Annotated in this window: 13 protein-coding genes, 4 pseudogenes and 1 riboswitch; of the genes and pseudogenes, 13 read left to right on the top strand and 4 right to left on the bottom strand. The window is 40.9% G+C overall.

The window, feature by feature from the left end; genetic code table 11:
- Positions 1–57: 57 nt before the first annotated feature.
- The 5 genes and pseudogenes from DHBDCA_RS05960 to DHBDCA_RS05930 all read left to right on the top strand — a co-directional run bounded on the left by DHBDCA_RS05960 (position 58) and on the right by DHBDCA_RS05930 (position 4,999).
- Positions 58–441 carry a hypothetical protein gene (locus DHBDCA_RS05960; RefSeq protein ID WP_034378725.1) on the top strand — a complete coding sequence of 128 codons (384 nt, stop codon included), beginning with the start codon at positions 58–60 and terminating at the stop codon, positions 439–441.
- 120 nt (positions 442–561) lie between these two features.
- A pseudogene (gene fabF, locus DHBDCA_RS05955) lies at positions 562–1,701 on the top strand (beta-ketoacyl-ACP synthase II); the annotation flags it as partial.
- A gap of 184 nt (positions 1,702–1,885) precedes the next feature.
- A riboswitch (cyclic di-GMP riboswitch) is annotated at positions 1,886–1,974 on the top strand.
- A gap of 179 nt (positions 1,975–2,153) precedes the next feature.
- Positions 2,154–2,834 (top strand): annotated as a pseudogene (locus tag DHBDCA_RS05950) (zinc ribbon domain-containing protein); the annotation flags it as partial.
- Between the two features lie 505 nt (positions 2,835–3,339).
- A pseudogene (locus DHBDCA_RS05935) lies at positions 3,340–4,550 on the top strand (IS110 family transposase).
- Between the two features lie 224 nt (positions 4,551–4,774).
- Positions 4,775–4,999: a hypothetical protein gene (locus DHBDCA_RS05930; RefSeq protein ID WP_034378708.1), complete on the top strand. Its 225-nt coding sequence runs from the start codon at positions 4,775–4,777 to the stop codon at positions 4,997–4,999.
- A gap of 21 nt (positions 5,000–5,020) precedes the next feature.
- Here DHBDCA_RS05930 and metH read toward each other — a convergent pair whose 3' ends face one another.
- Positions 5,021–8,668, bottom strand: coding sequence for a methionine synthase (gene metH / locus DHBDCA_RS05925; RefSeq protein ID WP_015043286.1), 3,648 nt, complete (start codon positions 8,666–8,668; stop codon positions 5,021–5,023).
- Positions 8,669–9,431: 763 nt separating this feature from the next.
- Positions 9,432–9,623 carry a hypothetical protein gene (locus DHBDCA_RS15730; RefSeq protein WP_015043285.1) on the bottom strand — a complete coding sequence of 64 codons (192 nt, stop codon included), beginning with the start codon at positions 9,621–9,623 and terminating at the stop codon, positions 9,432–9,434.
- A gap of 682 nt (positions 9,624–10,305) precedes the next feature.
- On the opposite strand from DHBDCA_RS15730, the gene DHBDCA_RS05920 reads away from it, so the two are divergent.
- The 4 genes from DHBDCA_RS05920 to DHBDCA_RS05900 all read left to right on the top strand — a co-directional run bounded on the left by DHBDCA_RS05920 (position 10,306) and on the right by DHBDCA_RS05900 (position 14,318).
- The gene (locus DHBDCA_RS05920) at positions 10,306–10,734 is read left to right on the top strand and encodes a MarR family winged helix-turn-helix transcriptional regulator (protein ID WP_034377870.1); all 429 of its coding nucleotides are present in this window, start codon (positions 10,306–10,308) and stop codon (positions 10,732–10,734) included.
- A 334-nt stretch (positions 10,735–11,068) separates the two neighbouring features.
- On the top strand, positions 11,069–12,190 hold the full coding sequence (locus DHBDCA_RS05915) for an epoxyqueuosine reductase (protein ID WP_015043273.1): 1,122 nt from the start codon (positions 11,069–11,071) through the stop codon (positions 12,188–12,190).
- 1,067 nt (positions 12,191–13,257) lie between these two features.
- The gene (locus DHBDCA_RS05905; RefSeq protein WP_242825007.1) at positions 13,258–13,599 is read left to right on the top strand and encodes a HEAT repeat domain-containing protein; all 342 of its coding nucleotides are present in this window, start codon (positions 13,258–13,260) and stop codon (positions 13,597–13,599) included.
- A 77-nt stretch (positions 13,600–13,676) separates the two neighbouring features.
- Positions 13,677–14,318, top strand: coding sequence for a lactate utilization protein (locus DHBDCA_RS05900; protein WP_015043281.1), 642 nt, complete (start codon positions 13,677–13,679; stop codon positions 14,316–14,318).
- Positions 14,319–14,497: 179 nt separating this feature from the next.
- Here the strand turns inward: DHBDCA_RS05900 and DHBDCA_RS05895 are convergent, their stop codons facing one another.
- The gene (locus DHBDCA_RS05895; protein WP_015043279.1) at positions 14,498–15,631 is read right to left on the bottom strand and encodes a transposase; all 1,134 of its coding nucleotides are present in this window, start codon (positions 15,629–15,631) and stop codon (positions 14,498–14,500) included.
- 599 nt (positions 15,632–16,230) lie between these two features.
- Between DHBDCA_RS05895 and DHBDCA_RS05890 the strand changes: the two are divergent.
- A pseudogene (locus DHBDCA_RS05890) lies at positions 16,231–16,503 on the top strand (GntR family transcriptional regulator); the annotation flags it as partial.
- 62 nt (positions 16,504–16,565) lie between these two features.
- Here DHBDCA_RS05890 and DHBDCA_RS05885 read toward each other — a convergent pair.
- Entirely contained in the window at positions 16,566–17,087 is a 522-nt protein-coding gene (locus DHBDCA_RS05885) for a hypothetical protein (protein ID WP_144020277.1), read from the bottom strand.
- Between the two features lie 375 nt (positions 17,088–17,462).
- Between DHBDCA_RS05885 and DHBDCA_RS05880 the strand changes: the two genes are divergently transcribed.
- The 3 genes from DHBDCA_RS05880 to DHBDCA_RS15725 all read left to right on the top strand — a co-directional run bounded on the left by DHBDCA_RS05880 (position 17,463) and on the right by DHBDCA_RS15725 (position 19,438).
- Complete coding sequence (locus tag DHBDCA_RS05880) at positions 17,463–17,801, top strand: UxaA family hydrolase (protein WP_015043277.1); 339 nt, start codon at positions 17,463–17,465, stop codon at positions 17,799–17,801.
- Positions 17,802–17,882: 81 nt separating this feature from the next.
- Positions 17,883–18,878, top strand: a complete 996-nt coding sequence (locus DHBDCA_RS05875; RefSeq protein ID WP_256364954.1) for a UxaA family hydrolase — start codon at positions 17,883–17,885, stop codon at positions 18,876–18,878.
- A gap of 74 nt (positions 18,879–18,952) precedes the next feature.
- A complete protein-coding gene (locus tag DHBDCA_RS15725; RefSeq protein ID WP_051014023.1) occupies positions 18,953–19,438 on the top strand; it encodes a hypothetical protein in 486 nt (161 codons plus the stop codon).
- The last annotated feature ends 29 nt before the right edge of the window (positions 19,439–19,467 follow it).

Genomic DNA, 19,467 nt, shown 5'->3' with positions numbered 1-19,467 from the left:
AGGTAATATATTATGGATATTAACAAAGCGAATAAAATAAAGGAAATATAAGAGATTATGTTTTCAGTTTGGGTATTGATGACGTACGAATTGGTAACGCCGCTGACTATAATAGCCCACTTAGTCCGAAACTGGATTCTATATTCCCTGATTGTAAGTTTTCTGATTGTTATGGCATTTAGAGAAGGATCCAGCTGTGAAAGTGAAGATCTTGTTGTGGCGGCTGGCGGTAGAATAGATTTCGTGGAATTTATACATAGCTCCAGTCACAAAGTTGCCCGGTTTGTCGAGAGGAAATTTAACTGCAAATCAATGGAGACCGCCCCGAGCTTCCCAGGAGATCAGTCAAAACCTCTTCCTATTGGTGAAGTTTCCCAGCGTCATGCGGCAAAAGCCGCTGGTTATACCAAAAGCTTTTCTCGAAACAATTCTGTTATCTAGAAAATACAAATAATACGGAGTTAATTGAGGCAAATTGAGTAAAATTTAAAATTGTGACTGTAAAAAAAGACGAAATTACTGAATATGCTCTGCGCCTCATAAAGCACAAGCGGAAAGAGCGGAATAAAGAGGATTTCTGATTCGTCTTTTTCGGAAATTCCTTCCCGTATTGCCGGATATATCGAAGATTTTTCTTCCAAGGATTACTTTGATGGAAAAGAGATAAATAGATATGATTTATTCATCCAATATGCTTATGCGGCAGCAAAACAAGCAATTGAAATGGCAAATGTACAGGATATAAATTTTAACAAAAACAGAGTCGGTATCTATGTAGGCTCAGGTATTGGCGGTATTAAGACAATAATAAAAAATCACGAAAAATTTATGACCAGAGGAAACAGGCATGTTTCCCCTTTTATGGTTCCTATGATGATCGGCAATATGGCAGCGGGTATTATAGCCATTAAAACAGGCTTTACGGGGCCAAGTTTTTCTCCGGTATCGGCTTGTGCAACATCCAATCAGGCTATTGGAGAAGCGTTTTTAAGTATCAAGCACGGCTATACAGATGCGGTGATAGCTGGCGGATCTGAAGCAGCAATCAATACATTTGCATTTTCCGGATTTACCAATATGCATGCGATGTCCACAAATAATGAGAACCCAGAACAGGCAAGCCGTCCCTTTGATAAATTGAGGGATGGATTTGTAATGTCGGAAGGTGCGGGAATTTTATTCCTGGAGGAATTGGAGCATGCCCAAAATCGCGGAGCTAAGATACTTGGTGAAATTGTTGGATACGGCGCGACTACTGACGCCTACCATATTACAAGCCCCGATTATCAAGGGGCAGAAGGAGCAATGAAATCAGCGATTGATATGGCAGGAATATCACCTAAACAGGTCGATTATATTAACGCACACGCAACAGGTACTCCAGAGGGAGATAAATCTGAAACAAAGGCGATTAAAGCATTGTTTAAAGAAGATGCCTACCGTATAAAAGTCAATGCTACAAAGTCCATGACAGGTCATTTATTTGGTGCAGCTGGAGGAATAGAAGCTATCATAACTTTGAAAGTTGTAGAGGAGGGCATGATACCTCCTACGATCAATTTAACTGTGCCAGATGAGGATTGCGATTTGGATTATGTGCCTAATAAGGCAATCAAACATGAAGTAAATTATGCCTTATCAAATGGTTTTGGATTTGGTGGCCATAACGCTTCATTGCTCTTAAAAAAGTATATCAAATAGAGTTTCTGGACGATGATGACGTCCAATGTTTGATGACCGATGCTGTGGATATCGGCAATACCGTAAACTTTTTATATCAGAATCTAGAATATGTTTGAATCTGCAGTATGAACTTTGCCACGATATACACCAAGGGTGGCATCAACTGCAATTATGCGGTATTTTAAAAGATTTAAAAAACAAATAATGTTAAGGGCAAACCTGCCTAAAGGCAGGGACGCAATGCCGTAGGGTCTAAGGTGCTCTAAACATTATGACAGCCTGGTTACCGTGAGATTACATGCGTCAAGACCTGCCCATTTTTGCAGCAGGTCTTGATTTTTATGTAAACGATAATAAATTTTTTAGAATATGCAAAGGAATGAATTTTTGTTTATGTTATAGATCTGCGATGTTTCACACGGCATTTATTATCTATAATTGCCTGTATTGTTGCAGTTGCGATCTAAAGTACCACAGAGGTGCTGCCGTTTAAGCGACAGAGAGACAAGGGTCAGCTTCCTCAATACCTTATTGAGGACAACCATGAACCCATTATCTCACATGAACAGGCGGAGGCGATCAGGGAAATCTTTGAATACCGCAGAAAGCAGATGGGGATGGACGATTCGGAGAAATACCAAAGCCGGTACGCCTTCAGCAGCAAAATCTTATGCGGAGAATGCGGCGGTATATTCCGAAGGCAGAAAATTTACATAGGCAAGCCTTATGAGAAAATTCAATGGTGCTGCCGCCAGCACATTTTGGACAACACCAAATGTAGCCAAAAGGCAATCCGAGAGGATGACGTTCAATGGGCTTTCGGCATGATGTGGGGCAAGCTCAAAAGCAATTATACCGAAATCCTCACTCCCCTGCTGGAAGTGCTCAAAAAGCTTCGAATGGACGAGCAGCAGGAGCAGGAAATCGGGGACTGCAGTAACAGAATCATGGAGCTTACAGAGCAGGGTCATATACTCAGTAGATTGGTATCGAAGGGGTATATCGACCCTGCAGTATTTATAGAGCGGCTAAACACCCTGAATGTAGAGCTTGCCGCTATAAAAAAGAAAAGAAGCCAGCTTCTGGATAATAACGGCTTCGACCGAGAGATCGTCGGAACAGAGCAGCTGCTGGAACTGATCAGAAACAATGGGGCTGTCTCATAATGATGTCAAAGGACATTCATGAAAAGACAGCTTCTTTTCACTTTCAAGCAAAAATAGGAGAGTAAAATCAACAGAAGTAATTGCTGATTTTACTCTCAACTTGTTTTTAGGAACACCAAAAAGAGGATTCTTTGAATCGTTCTAATAATTTCTTTATTAAGGGGCCCGCAGATCTACGCAACCTCTATTTCATGCAATAGACTGCCACATCTATAATTTTGTATTTTAAGGTGGCCATGTTTTCTCGACGTATCAGACCCCCATGCCGCTTTGCGGCACCACTGATGAATAAAAATTTTGTCCATACTACTACTATGGCTGGCGAAGGTAGGTCGAACTTTCTTGGTGTCGCGAGCCCGCGTATCAGACGGACCACAACGACCCGGTGCATCGCAGATTGTTGCTCCCTCGGGAAGCACGCAGGGCAGAATAACCCCTATTGGTTGTTGCACCTGCCTTAAACAAAACCAGTCTAAGGAGAAGCTATGGTATGGAAGTCTTACATGAACGTTGTTGCGGGTTGGATGTGCATAAAAAGAGTATCACAGCCTGCATCATCACGAAAGGAGATTCGAACATTTGCAACAATGACTCGGAATCTGATCGAACTTGTGGACTGGATCAAAAGCAGCCGCTGTTCCCATGTCGCGATGGAGAGCACAGGTGACTACTGGAAACCCATTTATAACCTATTAGAACCGGAGAACCTTCATCCAATGGTGTCAATGCGCAGCATATAAAAGCGGTGCCGGGACGTAAAACAGATGTTAAAGGTGCCGAATGGATTGCGCGGATACTACGTCATGGTCTAGTTCAAGGAAGTTATATACCGGACCGGGAGCAAAGAGAATTGAAAGAGATCGTCCGCTACCGACGAAGCATCATCGAAGAAAGAACTCGGGAAGTAAATCGCCTCCAAAAGGTATTAGAGGGAGGTAACATTAAACTTTCCTCTGTGGCTTCGAATGTCTTAGGTGTCTCTGGACGAAATATGCTGGAAGCCATGATCAATGGAGAGAGAGACACTTCTATTTTGGCAGATTCTGCTCTCAAGAAGCTGAAGGACAAAAAAGAACATTTGAAACTTGCTCTTGAAGGACGACTCGAAGCGCATCAACTGCATATGATGGAGAAACAATTAGCGCATATCGATTACCTCAATGAACTGATTAGCGAGTTGGACGAAGAAATCGAGAAACGTATGACTCCTTTTACGGAAGAACTAAAGATATTGGATTCCATACCTGGAGTTGGAAGACGAACCGCTGAACAGATAATAGCGGAAGTTGGCACAGATATGTCTCGCTTCCCTACGCCTGGACACTTATGTTCATGGGCAGGGATGACTCCAGGTCATGATGAAAGCGCAGGGAAAAAAAAGTCCACTAAGACGCGTAAAGGAAACAAGAAGCTAAGAAGTGCCCTAACTGAAGCAGCAAAAGCGGCTTCTCGTCAGAAAAACACCTACTTATCAGCTCAATACCATCGTGTCGCCGCTCGACGAGGAAAGAATAAGGCGGCGATAGCTGTAGGACATACAATACTATCCCTAGTACATATCTTGTTAACGCGAAACAAGAATATGTGGATTTAGGATTTAACTATTTTGACGAACGCAAGAAGGACATCTTGGTTAGGAATTCGATCAAAAGACTAGAGTCCTTTGGTTTATTAGTGAGTGTTCAAGAACAAACGGCATAAAAGTCATCAATAAAAACTATAGGAACATTGAAAAATAGCCCTGGTAACTTTGTTTCTTGAGTTGGAAAGTTCTAATATTTATCCTTTTGAAACGGTAACCTTGGGTGTAGTTTAGTGTTGTCTAATTCCTAAAGCGAACATTTAGCCCAACTTTTGTAATTTTCAGGGCAGAAAGTATAAGTTTTGGGGTACCCCTTTACTTGCAAATTTGGTATGAAGGAGTTATGGAAAATAACATTTTGAGACAGATTTTTTTTGATAAAGAGAGACACTGGGATAGATTTGCCGAGAAGTACGAAGATCGTATAAGAGCAATTGTTGTTAAAGAGGTCGAGAAGTTTCGTAATTGCGGCAATCCTAAAAATGTAACTCGTAGTTCCTTTTCAAGTTCGCGTTCTGCTATTAGCAGTGGAGGAAAAAATGTAGGAGCCTTTGCGGATATTAGGTAGTAAATTACCGCCTCCATTTTCTTATTTATACGCCAAAATCGTAGTTAACATCTTCTCAATCTCTTTAAGCTCTTTATTGTTGCGCTTTGCGTAATCATCCACTTGAGCCTTATCAATTCTGTGAATATCAAAATATTTTGCCACTTCAGAGGCGAAGTACAGCCCGCACACACTAGCAACAGGATCCATCATATAATGTCCTGTTAAAGTGATACCAGTCTTACTTTCCCCCTCTAAAAGCTGAAAGAGCTTTGTTTTTTCAGCATGATCCCTAAGACAAGGATATCCAAAGGCTGGTCTTATTCCCTTAAATGACCCTTTTAATAGCGATTTAAGCTCGAGATTTTCATCTGGAGAGTATCCCCAATAATCCGTTCTGACCTGAAGATGTAATAACCCTGCAAAGGCTTCTGCTAACCGATCAGCAAGAAGTTTTACCATGATTGCTCCGTAGTCATTACCTTGTTCTTTAAGTTTTTCGGCATACTCCTTCGCACCAACGCCTGCCGTTACAATAAAGCCACCTAAATAATCAGTTATCCCACTATCCTTAGGGGCTATATAATCTGCAAGGCATCTATAGACATTATCCTGGGAAACCTCTTGCTGCCTTAACATATTGAAGGTTGTAACACTTCCATTATGGTACATTTCAAGGTCATCTCCTAGAGAGTTAGCAGGAAAAATACCCAAAACAGCATTGGCTGTAAGTATGTCTTCCCTCTCTAGCAAATCTAACATTTCATTGGCATCAGCAAAAAGTTTTTTAGCTTCTCCACCATATTTAGGATCTTCCATAATTTTAGGATACACCATTCCCATATCCCAAGCCACAAAGAAGAAAGACCAATCGATATATTTTCTAAGCTCGCTGATGGGAAAATTTTTTAAATGTTTGGTGCCAATTAGATTTGGAATGTTGATACTTTCCTTATTCCAATCGATATTAAATTTCTTTTTCCTAGCTTCTTCTAAGGGCACAAGCTTTCTTTCAATTTTTCCGTAGTTTTCTCTTATAGTTTGGTATTCTTCCCCTATTTGGGTTAGATACCTTTCTCTTTCATCTTTATTAAGCAGCTTTTTAGCGGCTTCTACGGCTTTTGAAGCATCAATACTATTCACTACACCCTTTGAATATTTAGGGGCAATCTTTAAGGCTGTATGAGTCTTAGAGGTTGTTGCACCACCAATCATCAGGGGAATGGTAAATCCTTGCCGTTCCATTTCCTCCGCCACATTAGACATCTCATCTAACGAGGGAGTAATAAGTCCGCTCAGGGCGATGATATCTGCCTTTTCCTTTTTTGCAGTTTGAAGAATTACCTCGCAAGAGGCCATTACGCCAAGATCGATAACTTCAAAATTATTACAAGACAGAATGACAGAAATGATGTTCTTGCCAATATCATGCACATCACCCTTAACCGTTGCCACGACTACTTTCCCTGCACTTCTACTTTCATTACTCTTCTTCTCTGCCTCAATGTAGGGTAATAAAAAGCCTACAGCCTTTTTCATAACTCTGGCGCTTTTAACAACCTGCGGGAGAAACATTTTGCCTTCGCCAAATAATTCTCCAACCACTTTCATACCATCCATTAGCGGTCCTTCAATAACCTTTTCTGCTCTGTCATATTGTCTTCTGACGTCTTCAACGTCTTCTTCAATATATTCTGCTATCCCTTTTACTAAAGCATGGATTAATCGTTCCTCGGATTCCTTCTCTCTCCAGGCAAGTTTATTCTCAACTTGGTCCCCGCCTGATGCTTTGTAAAGTTCTGCAAACTCTAAGAGTTTTTCAGCAGAATCTGGTGTTTTATTTAGTACAACATCTTCAACCTTTTCCAGGAGCTCTTTATCTATTTCATCGTAAATTTGAATCATACTGGGGTTTACAATAGCCATATCCATGCCTGCAGCAATAGCGTGATACAGAAACACGGAGTGCATAGCTTCCCTGATGGCATTGTTTCCTCTAAAGGAGAAGGATAAATTACTTATCCCACCACTTACCTTGGCGAATGGAAGGTTTTCCTTGATCCATTTTACGGTGTTAATAAAATCGACCGCGTAATTATTATGCTCTTCAATCCCCGTGGCAATGGCTAAAATATTAGGGTCAAAAATTATATCCGTTGGTGGAAACTTCACCTTATTCACTAATATATCATAGGCTCTTTTACAAACTGCAATTCGCTTTTCAAAAGTATCCGCCTGACCTTGTTCATCAAAAGCCATTACTACCATCCCTGCGCCATATCTTTTGATTAACGTTGTTTGCCGAATAAACTCCGCTTCCCCTTCTTTGAGGCTTATTGAATTCACAACTGCCTTACCTTGAATTGCCTTTAAGCCTATTTCTAAAACCTCAAATTTTGATGAATCGATCATCACTGGAACCCTGCAAATCTCTGGCTCGCTTGCCAGAAGCTTAAGAAATATATCCATTTCACTTAAGGCATCAAGTAGCCCATCGTCAAAGTTTATGTCGATAATTTGGGCTCCATTTTCCACCTGTTCCTTGGCCACAAATAATGCTTCTTCATATTGTTTCTCTCTAATTAATCTTGCAAACTTAGCTGATCCTGAAACATTCGTTCTTTCCCCAATATTCACAAAATTGTTTTCTTTCTTTATGACGATAGCTTCAAGGCCACAGTAAACAGTCTCCTTTTCTATCAGAGGAATCTTTCTCGGTTTGATCCCTCGAACCGCTTCACTGATCGCTTTAATATGCGCTGGTGTTGAACCGCAGCATGCTCCGACAATATTTAAATGCCCTTCCTCGGCCAATTCCTTTACCAAGGCTGCCGTTTCTTCCGGACGTTCCTCATACTCCCCTAGGGAGTTTGGCAGACCTGCATTAGGATGAAATGTTACATACCGATCTTGTGTTTTTGAAAGATATCTGATGATAGGAATTAAATCCTTGGCGCCAAAGGAACAGTTTAACCCTATACCAAGTATTTCATCACCCTTCATCGTATGTGCAAAAGCTTCAAGCGTTTGACCGGATAAAATACGGCCACTTTTATCTGCAATAGTACCTGAGATAAATATTGGCAGTGTTAACCCTTTTTCCTCAAAGACACTTTCAGCTGCAAATACTGCTGCTCTGGCATTTAAGGCATCAAAGATTGTTTCAACAAATAGAATATCTACTCCACCATCTACAAGCCCCTGTATCTGCTCTCCATAAGCAAGTACGAGTTCATCAAAGCTAATATTTCTGATGCCTGGGTTTTCAACATCTGGTGAAAGTGATGCTGTTCTATTGGTCGGCCCAACTGAACCGGCTACAAAACGCGGTTTCCTTGGATCTACTTGAGTAAAAAGATCTGCCGCTTCTCTTGCTAGCCTTGCGCCTTGGAAGTTAAGATCATAGACCTTATCCTCCATACCATAATCTTTTTGAGATATTCTAGTGGCATTAAAGGTATTTGTTTCAATGATATCCGCCCCAGCAACTAGAAAATTTTTATGAATAGCTTTAATAATCTCTGGATGAGTAATATTCAAAAGGTCATTATTCCCCTTTTGGCCTCTATGACAATTACAACTTCCTGCATATTCTTGCTCATTCAAGTTATATCCTTGGATACAAGTCCCCATCGCACCATCCAGGACAAGAATGCTTTCCTTTAAATAATCCTCGATATTATATCTCATTTGTTAGCCCCCCCTTAATTTTGAGTGAATATTTTAGATGTATCTGTCATCGTAAACAATAATCAAATTACTGTCGCACTCATACATTCACTATAGCATGATAAAAAAGATATAGGGTAACTTTAAAAGACTATGGCTTGTTATAACATAAAACTATAACAAGCCATAGTCTTGGGTTTTTTTAAATAAACTTCCATGAACCTGTCGGCTCACAGGGAGAATGAAAATTAATATGAACTTTTTTAAACGTTAATAAATGGTAATAATCTTAACAAGGTGGGGTTCTGTAAGCCGTCTTTTTTGTGGTGGATTTTACCCCGACAAATAAACTGGTTCCAACAATCTATGAGCACAGGTAAATGTGCCTTGAGCACGTGTAAGAAATTTCACTAAAATTACTCCGATTGTTGGGTTCACCCGCCTTATTAGGAGGTTTCGTTAAATGGAAGCAGTTTTGGAATGCTGTGTTGGTTTGGATGTACATCAAGAAACAGTGGTCGCCTGTGTTGTTTTGGTCCTTTGGAACATAAGCCGAAAAAGGAGATCAGAACGTTTGGGACGACGACGCCCGAACTGTTAACTCTTGCTGACTGGCTAGAGGAACGAAAGTGTTCCCATGTGGCGATGGAAAGTACAGGAATCTATTGCGCGCACAGCTAGTGCATGTAACAATCTATCCACAAGCAGGATAGAGCATTGATATGTCAAGAAAAAGAGCAGTAAGAAGCAACGCCCTCTCGGACTGCCAACATGGTCAGACAAATTACTCCGAGAAGTCATTCGTCTGATTCTGAATATCTACTTTGGTCCGCAATTCAGCAACGCCTCTCACGGTTTCCGTTCCAATCGGGGATGCCACACAGCACTGGATTCTATTCGGGCTAAAGATGGTTGGGAAAGTGTAAAATGGTTCGTTGCAGGCGATATCCGCGACTGTTTTGGTAGTATCGATCACAGCATTCTACTCGGAATTCTGGCTAAAAAGTGAAAGACAATCGCTTCGTGAGACCGATGAAACGCTTTCTGGAATGTGGGTACATGGAAGACTGGAAATATTTCACTACCCTAAGCGGGTGTCCGCAGGGTGGATTATGCTAAGCTTTGCATAATCCACATTATGCGAAGAAAGTTATTATGCAAAGTAAACTGCTGAAGTGCCGATAAATCCTCATGTCTTCTTTGATTTTCTTTGCATAATCCCCCAAGCTAATTTGAAAAGGAAGTACGAATCTTCCAAGATACTATATTGGTGGAATCATTAAAGTGGAGAAGAAAACGTATCCTGGTATCAGTTTATAGTGGTATGTCTGGCTGGGTCAAAGACTAATCGTAACTTTACCTGGGTTTTAGATTTGAAGTAGCCTTGGATATTATGCAAAGTAAATCAAACAGAAAAGCTGTAAATACAAGGTTTTCGTCGCTTACTTTGCATAAGGTGGAATTTTAAGTCCTTTGCTTTCTAACGTCTATATGGACAAGTTCGACCAGTTTATGGAGAAACATATCCTACCCGTCTAAAACTGCGGGGGCAGAAGGGCAATTCACTCAGTGTGATTGCCTTGACATCGGGAAAGCGCAATGCTACAATCAAATAGTGCATATACACTATTTGATTATTTTAATTCGGAGATTAAATCATGAGAGAAAAAAAAGTACGTGCCAAGAGCCAATGTAACTGCATTAACCTAAGAAGGGCGTCTAATGCGATCACGGAATATTACGACCACATGTTGAGATCCGGCGGACTGACAATAACTCAATACTCTCTGCTTAAAAACTTAAAACGGTTAGGAGTGTGCAGTACGAGCGAACTGGCTAAATATGTCGGCTTGGAACGAACGACATTGGTCCGTAACATTAAACCTCTTTTTCAAAAAAGGTTTATTGAAGATATCTCTCCTGAAGGAACCAGAAATCGTCAAATTCAAGTCACATCGACCGGAACGAAGGTGTTGGAACTCTGTAGACCTTTATGGGAAGAAGCACAAAAGGGGATTGAGCTAAAAATCGGATCTGAAAATGTCCAATTGCTCACGCAATTAGTTGCTAAAATTGAGGACATATAAAAATTTTAAAAATATTAGTGTAATTACACGAATAAAGGAGGGATTTGAATTGAGAAAAAGGTCACCCGATTATGTACAATTATATACAAGGTTTTAAGTTGCCTGGGCACTAGGACGCATAGGGGAGGATAAAGCGAAATATATCTTACGATGCAGGCTGGATAGAGAAAGATCGAATAGGGTAAAAGAAGAAATTGTCGGATGCTGAATTCGTTAAGCTTATCAGTAAACATTACAAATACATAATGGATGCCGCAAACGAAGTACAGGACTTCCTAAATAAGTTATTATGAGCATAAGTACGTGTGCTATTACACGTTTGGAGAGGTGATCTATGATATCAAAAGATATAAAAGAATATGGTTTAAGTATTGGATACACTAAAGTCGGCATCACTTCTGCCGACAACTTCACAGAGTATGTGGCTGAAGTTGTTTCAAGAGGTGATAAGTATGATATTTTGAACTTCACTACAACAAATCCAGTTCATGGAGCGACACCTAAAAACATTATGCAAGAAGCGAAATCAGTTATTGTCTTAATATGGGATTATTTTCAGAACGATTTTCCTGAAGAACTTAAAAAAATGATAGGAAAAATCTATCTGGCCAGGTGTTATAATCCGCTCCCCGGTACGATAGCCTATTCAAGACTGCAATTGATGAAAAGCTATTTATCTAATAATGGATGCATGGTAAACTCAGACATTGGTATTCCGGCAAGATGGGCAGCTGCCCAAGCAGGTGTTACAACTTTTGGTAAAAATAACTTTGCTTATGTAGATGATGCAGGTTCTTATATTGTCATCAGCGCTATTGTTGTTGATATGGAAATGGATTATGATCAACCTACTATGGAAAGTAAATGTCCCCCCAATTGTAAAGCATGCATAAATGCATGTCCAACAAAGGCAATCTATGAGCCATTTAAACTGGATCCTAAAAAGTGTATTTCATTTAACAACTGGATGACACAAGACGGAAGAGGTTCTATCTCTGCGTTCATTCCTTATGAATTACGAGAAACTATAGGGTGTAAAATACATGAATGTGATATATGTCAGGATATTTGTCCACTCAATCAAAAGAAATTGAAGACACCTAAAGCAGTCGACAGATATATAGAGCAAATCGGGCAGGATATTACGTTGCCAGCAATTCTTAACATGACGGATGAATTTTTTACGAACAGAATTAAACCAATCATGTATAACTATATTAAAGACAAACGATATTTTATGCGAAACGCTGCAGTTGCTATGGGCAATTCAAAGGATCAAAAATATGTCAAAGATTTAGAAATTGCGTTAGTAAACCCTGATGAGATGATTCGAGAGTATTCTGCCTGGGCATTAGGGAAAATGGGTGGTCAAGATTCCAGGAGTGTACTTGAAAGTAGACTTGCGAATGAATCATCTGACAATGTTAAAAAAGCTATTAAGCAGGCGTTAGCTTAGGGCTAAAAGTCAATCCTTGGGGCTAAAAACATTCTTATTTCGAGTTAATTTCATAAATATATGGTGTCGCCTCCTCCAAAGGCAGAACAAAGAGAAATTGTCCGCTCTTTGGATACACTCCTTGGAAATGAGCAAAAGGCAAAAAAATTATGTGATGTAATAGGGAATATTGACATTATGAAACATTCAATCCTTGCCCGCGCCTTCCGTGGCGAGCTTAGCACCAATAATTCCGATGAAGAAAGTGCATTGGAGTTGTTAAAAGAGGTTTTGTGAGAGAGGGTAGTGGATTAATTTCGTAATATTTGAGATTTTGTAAGTATGAGATCCCTTTTTAACTCATTAAGTTATCAAATTCGAAATCAAAGAAACAATCGGAGTTCTTTCAGAATCAGCAAAAGGCTGGTCGAAAGAACTAAACCTTGTTAGTTGGAACGATGCAGCCCCAAAGTATGACATTCGGGAATGTCACCCAACTCAATATATGAGTTCGAGCAATAACTTGCTTATACGCTTATTCTTCCGTTATCCGTTTGTCCAGACCCCTGATGAGGCAGTCAAATTCGTCGCCAAGCAGATTGCCGGAGGAGCGGAGGGAATGCCGTAGAAGCTGTGCTTTATTTGATATTTATCGCATCGAATATCATGCAATTGTTTTTGTTTAGACGACTGAAAAACACTTTACAACTCAACGAGAAATAGTAAGACTCTTATTAAAAGGGCTATATCTGATGAAGTATAAAGCCGAATTGGTTTTTAGCAGCTCGTAGAAATTAACCAATTTAATTATGATCTATAATTTCGGGGAAGGGGAAGGTGTAGCCATTTTTAATGAAAATTAGATAAATAGGAGGGTTATTCATACAATAATTAAAGTTGACAATAAAAGGCTGTGAAATTCCAGTCAGAGGCTAAATTGCTGGAAACCAGCTGGACTCACGAGCCATATTCCTCCAGAGATCAGAGAGAAAATGGGGACACGTGTTCATGGGTGTGATATCTGTCAAGAGGTATGTCCTCGCAATCAGACAAAACTTAAGTCAAAACTTCCGGATGATGAGTTTTTGGTGAAAGTGGCACAAGATTTCAGTCTCTCAAAAATGCTTAACATGACGGATGAGTTTTATACCACAAGAATACAGCCGCTAATGTACAACTATATAAAAGATCGAAAATATTTTCAGCGAAATGCTGCCATAGCTCTTGGAAATCTGGGCGAATCATCTGCGATCCCTGACCTTGGGATTGCCATGGATGATCCTGAAGAGTTAGTTAGAAGCTATGCAGCATGGGCATTAGGAAAGATTGGTGGTAATGCTGCAAAACGAATTCTTGAGAAAAATCATCAAAAGCAAACATCAGAGGCTGTTCAAAAAGAGATAGATTCAGCATTAGAGAAAATGAAATAATGGTTTGGTAAAGACAACGTTCAATTTAAGTTTATGTTATTTAAAAATTCAAATCATTGAGAAGGAGAATTATTAATATGAGTGATTTAACAAAATGGCGTTCTGAAGTTATCGGGCAAAAAGTAGTTGATGCTCTAAACAGAAATCATTTCAATGCAAAGTACGTTACCACACGACAAGAGGCAATCGATTATGTTTTACAACTCATCCCCACTGGTTCCACGATTGGGGTGGGTGGCTCAAGGACAGTGCTTGATCTAGGTCTCTTGGATCTGTTGGGAAAACGTGGCCACAAGTTATTTGATCACAATCAAGAAGGCTTAACACCAGAGGAAAGAATTGAAAGACGTTATAAGCAACTTACAAGCGACATATTTTTATCGGGAAGTAATGCTATTACCCAGACCGGTGAACTTGTGAATCGCGATGCATTCGGAAATCGAGTGGGAGCGATGATGTTTGGGCCGAAAAAAGTTATTATTATAGTGGGTACCAATAAGATCGTCAAAGACGTTGAAGAAGCTAATAAACGAATCAAAACATACGCTGCTCCGATGAATAATAAAAAATATGATTTACCGAACCCGTGTGTTAAGCTCGGTGAGTGTGTTGATTGCCAAAGTCCTCAACGAATCTGTAATATTACGACAGTAATAAGCAGACGTCCACCACTGACCGACATCCATGTCATCATACTGGGCGAGACTTTAGGATTTTAGAATTTTACTTTTTGAAGAGTAAAATTCACTTGCTAGGTGCATCGAGGATAATTAATTTTCAGGAAGATGAGTTCTTTCATTGGTCCAGTTGACTCTTTCCATTCTCTTTCCCCCATCAGAGATGTATTTTTGGTTTACCGGAAAAACTTTGTAATAGAAAGTCATGTTATTTACAGTAGTTATGCAGTTCTAGGATAATATTCCCAACTCCATAACCTGAGTTCCAAAGACTGAGGCCAAAATTTATCAATAAGCCTTGAAAAACGCTCGGTTGCTGTGTCAAAATAGACTTGGATCAACTGCTCGTAACAGTGGATCCGACAGCCGGCGTTGAAAAAGTACCTGACCACTTCGCAGAGGGATGGGGCTTGTTCGGCGCCTTCTTTATTGCACTCCCAGGCAGCGTAACAAAGAAGGGTTTTCGCGGTGAACAAGAGCTCCACATGGGCGAAATGGGCGGCTTCAAATTGAGCATAGCACGATGTTAATCCAAGATTCTGCTTAGCTATACGGTAAAATACTTCGATTCTCCATCTCCTTGCATAGGCAGTAGCAGCTTCTTCCGGTGCATCGACTCTGTTGTTTATCAGGAGATACGCATCCTTGAAGGTTGCTGGGCATTCTTCTTCCTGAAGAATCACGCTGCTCTTGGCTGCATGCTTCTCATAAGTGGCTGCAATGGCGGCTATGGGTAAAAAACGTTGCCTAGTAATGGGTTTTCCCTTTCGGGTCAAGGTCTCATAGGGAATTTTGATATAAATGTCCGGAATACTGAGGACGGAGCCTTTGCCAAGAACCCGAATCCGGGGATAAACTTCACGAAGTAATTGTTTCGGATTAAGTTTGATGTAATGATCCTTTCCAAGCACGGGATCGTAGATTTTCCTGAATAGCACCGTATTGCGTTTGGCATTGGTAACCCAGTCAAACTTCTCATCCATAAGCCATTTCAGGAACTTCTTGCAAAGAAACCATCGATCCATAGCAACCCACAGCCTTGCATTGTTCACCTGGCGCACCTCTAAGAGCATTTGTTTCGCAAGATCAAGCTTGGTTTGTTTTTCATTCTCCTGACTGGCTTTGACCCAAAAGCGCCACAGCATGGGATATTCAAGGCCATTCTTTAAGACAGCTAGGGTTGACACAAGATTAATGCACCATACATGGCGCTTATCCGAGCTGTCAAAGAGCCAACAAAGAAAGGGGATCTTTTTACCGTGAGGATGCTCAACTTTGGTATCATCTAAGGCGATGATATCTCCATCAGTCAGTCTACTATCCGCATTTTCCTGTAATCGAGCAAGCCTGCCCAAAGAGAACCGGAGCCACAGAAAAGGCTTAGAAAGAAACCGGCTTTAGGCGCTTTGGGAGATGATTTCTCTAGAAAGTAGTTCTCGTAAGAAGGGTGCTTCGGTTGAAAACTTAGCATTTTGATTGGCTGAATCGACATGAAGGATCAGACCGCAGATGTACGCAAATGCTAGAAGCTACGTTGGAGTTCCAGAATGCTTACGTATTCCGGATTGGGAAAAGAGCAGAGAGAGATCAAACAAATCCCAGATTGTTTTGAGTACCGGAATTCCAGCACCTTGACCATGATCCTTTTTTCGAAAGACGGTTTACAAAGGTTTTTCATGAAATCACCCGAATCGCTAGAGTAATGACAAACTGCCATCCTTCGCGATTATGGGGGGCTTCTGAAAAAGTCAAGTCTTTCTTGTAGATTTTTTAAAATATTTTTAAGATTTCTTGGAGTTATGTATTATCTATATATTTCCATCAACTGCATAACTCCTGTTATTTAAATTCACTTATCGAAAGTGAAGGTCAAAATCTAAAAAGGTTCCGTCAATATAAGGAGCGAGATAAATTGGAACTTCAACCCATTAAGACTCGGAAAATCTACGAATAAATTGCCGAGCAACTTCGAAAACTTGTCGTTGAGGGCAAAATGAAACCGGGAGATCGATTACTATCTGAGCGGGAGTTGGCTGAACGATTGCGGGTAAGCCGTGCTTCCGTCCTGGAAGCCATATGTGCTCTTGAAATGCTTGGATTATTAGAAATACGTTCTGGTGAAGGAACTTACATTAGTGATATCAATTTTGATTCAGTCCTTACCCCTTTGTCGTGGAAGCTTTCTCTAGAAACTGATACAATAAAACAGCTATTAGAAGTAACTCAAGAGTTCTAAGTACCTTCCTAAATATCCCATGAGAAATTAGCCCAATAACCCTTATAACTATGTCAAGCATGTATCTTTTCAGGCACATCAAACTCCAGTCGTTGATAGTCTTGGATTTTCGATAAAGTTGCATAATGACTGAGATTGCGAAAATTCCAAGACAGCTCTTGCTGGATCACCGAGCGAACGGTTTCTACGGATGGAAGTGCTGATGATCTAGTCCGAAGCCAACCCGAAAACCTTAGCCAAACTAAGGTTGGAAAGGTAAGAGAAATTATCGTCAAGATTCCCATGGCCATGCAACTTAAGAAGGTGAACACTTCGATAGCTCTTGTCGTCGCAAGAATCCTTTCCTTCTCGGCTAATTTTTTTACAGTGGAAAGATCCGTTTTAGTTTTAAGTCTGGATAGCTTAGGTAAAGCCTTTGTCCAGAAATGATAACCAAAACTACCGGTGACATGTTTCAACATTTTAAAAGACACTTCAATTTTAAAACGATAACTGTAAGCCACAATAATTTGCTCTGGGTGCAGAGTCAGATCGGAACACATTAAAATCATTATTTTTTCACCGGTTTTCACCAACACAAAACGCACTTTGCGACCGACAGGAAGAAGCACAAAAGGGGGTGGAGTTAAAAATCGGGTCGGAAAATGTCCAATTTCTTATTCAATTACTTGCTCAAATCGCGGACATATAAAAATTTTAAGGATATTCGTGTATTTACACGAGTGTAAAGAGGGAACCGCTGGCCAGCTACCAAGGTCGGGGCGATAATCTTCAGAGAAAATGATCTCGCTCATCTTCAAGGAATTGGGTCATTTGCGCTATGGAAATTTTGAACAAGGTTGAGCACCGGGCTAAAAAAATAAGTTGGAGGGATAAACATGCGGATAATAAAAATACATCCGGACGATTCCGTAGCTATCGCGCTGGAAGATCTGAAAAAAGGCGAATAAATGGATTTTGAAAGAGAAAAAATAACCTTGAGAGATGATATCCCTTTTGCGCACAAGATCGCGCTGAGAGACATGAAGGAACAGGAGCCGATTCTGAAATATGGAGAAATTATCGGCGTATGTAAGAGCGATATCAAGAAGGGGCAGTGGGTGCATGTCCAAAATGTGGGCTGCACGGCTAAGGACATCTATACTTATCGCTATAATGAGAATTCCGTGAAAAGAGGTTTTTCCGATAAAACTTTTATGGGGTATGAACGAAACAGCGGTGAAGCGGGGATTCGCAACTACATAGCGAGCGATTATCCCCACGGTTTTTTGTGCAAATGGTCCGGCTGAAAAACTCGCAAAAATGATGAACATCAAATACCCCTGTCGCGATAATTTTGACGGCTTTATGCCCCTGCTCCATGCCTCGGGATGCAACCAATCGGGCGAAGATCTGAATATGACCAGCAAGGTGCTCCGAATCTTTCCAAGAACGCAAATTTCGGAGGCGTGTTGTTCATGTCGCTGGGCTGTGAAGTCAACGATTTCAAGCAGATGATGCCTTTTATCGGCGAATACGACAAGGAACGGGTTCGCTTTATGACACTTCAAGATGAGGGAGACGAGTATGAGACAGGCATGAAGTTCTGCGAGAACTTGTACACCTTGGCTTCTGCGGATCAAAGGAAGGCCCTCAACATTGAGAAGCTGAGCATCGGCTGCAACTGCGGCGGCTCCGATGGATTCTCCGGCATTACCGCAAACAGAATTGTAGGCGAGATGACCGATATGCTTAACCGATACGGCGCTACAATTAACCTGACCGAGGTTCCTGAGATGTTTGGCGCGGAGCATATCCTGATGAACCGGGCCAGGAATGAAGGGGTGTTCCAAAAGATTGTCAAGATGGTCGAAGACTATAAGGCTTATTTCAGAAAGTATGGGGAAAATCCTGAGCTCAATGTCACTCAGGGCAATATTGAGGGAGGACTGTCCACCCTCGCCGACAAATCCCTCGGTTGCATTCAGAAGGGAGGAAAAAGCGTCATCGAGGATGTGGTTCCACATGGCGACAGGATTAGGGAGAAGGGCTTCAACATCGTGATTGGACCAGGCAACGATCTCTTCGGCATCACCGCTCAGGTGGCCGCAGGAGCGGTAATGATCATCTTCACCACCGGCAGAGGAACCCCAGCAGGCTACATCGGCCCCACCTTTCGCTTGTCTACCAACAATACTCTATACAATAAAAAGCCCGGTTGGAACGACTTCAATGCCGGCAGGCTCCTCAACGGGGAATCCTGTACTGATCTGGCGAACGAACTCTTTGAGAAGGTTCTTGAAACGGCAAACGGAACTTACCGGACCAAGAACGAAGTGAACGGGTTCTATCAAATGGGCATTTTTAAGGATGGCGTGATTGATTGACAGCACTCCTATTATGAATGTATAAAAATCTTTTAAAAAAATTGTGTATACACACGGAAAAATGGGGGATCTAGATGTCTCTTACCAAGGATATAAAAAGTTTTGCTTTAGATCTAGGATATTGCACAGTTGGATGCACTTCGGCAGATAATTTCGCTGGTTATGCCGAAATATTAAAATCACGGAATGAGCATTATGATTTCTTGATACGACAACCGCAAGTGCCCATGAAAAGCGCTGACCCAAAAGTGTTTATGCCTTCCGCCAAATCCGTAATTGTCCTGGCATGGGATTATGTTCAAAAGGATTTCCCTAAAAGTTTGACTGACAAAATTGGGAGAATATATTTGTCCAGATCGTATCACCCTCCTGAAAACCGCATTAACGGAGCTAGAATTAAGCTTATGGAAGCATTTTTAATTTCAAAGGGATGCAAAGTCAATACAAAGATCAACGTTCCGGCCCGCTGGGCAGCCGCTAAATCCGGAGTAACAACCTTTGGCAAAAATAATTTCGCTTACGTGCGAGGGATTGGGTCATTATTGCAATTTATACAATAGTGATTGACCGGGAACTGGATTACGATCAG

The sequence above is a fragment of the Dehalobacter sp. DCA genome (assembly GCF_000305775.1).
In the GTDB taxonomy this organism is placed as follows: domain Bacteria; phylum Bacillota; class Desulfitobacteriia; order Desulfitobacteriales; family Syntrophobotulaceae; genus Dehalobacter; species Dehalobacter alkaniphilus.
Note: the sequence above shows the minus strand (reverse complement) of the source record. Positions and strands in the feature narration are given on the sequence as shown.

What these genes read in the sequence shown, in the direction of transcription:
- DHBDCA_RS05960 (WP_034378725.1), top strand. Translation starts at nt 58, where the DNA reads ATGTTTTCAGTTTGGGTATTGATGACGTACGAATTGGTAACGCCGCTG.
- DHBDCA_RS05930 (WP_034378708.1), top strand. Translation starts at nt 4,775, where the DNA reads ATGGAAAATAACATTTTGAGACAGATTTTTTTTGATAAAGAGAGACAC.
- metH (WP_015043286.1), bottom strand. Translation starts at nt 8,668, where the DNA reads ATGAGATATAATATCGAGGATTATTTAAAGGAAAGCATTCTTGTCCTG.
- DHBDCA_RS05920 (WP_034377870.1), top strand. Translation starts at nt 10,306, where the DNA reads ATGAGAGAAAAAAAAGTACGTGCCAAGAGCCAATGTAACTGCATTAAC.
- DHBDCA_RS05915 (WP_015043273.1), top strand. Translation starts at nt 11,069, where the DNA reads ATGATATCAAAAGATATAAAAGAATATGGTTTAAGTATTGGATACACT.
- DHBDCA_RS05900 (WP_015043281.1), top strand. Translation starts at nt 13,677, where the DNA reads ATGAGTGATTTAACAAAATGGCGTTCTGAAGTTATCGGGCAAAAAGTA.
- DHBDCA_RS05880 (WP_015043277.1), top strand. Translation starts at nt 17,463, where the DNA reads ATGGATTTTGAAAGAGAAAAAATAACCTTGAGAGATGATATCCCTTTT.
- DHBDCA_RS05875 (WP_256364954.1), top strand. Translation starts at nt 17,883, where the DNA reads ATGCAACCAATCGGGCGAAGATCTGAATATGACCAGCAAGGTGCTCCG.
- DHBDCA_RS15725 (WP_051014023.1), top strand. Translation starts at nt 18,953, where the DNA reads ATGTCTCTTACCAAGGATATAAAAAGTTTTGCTTTAGATCTAGGATAT.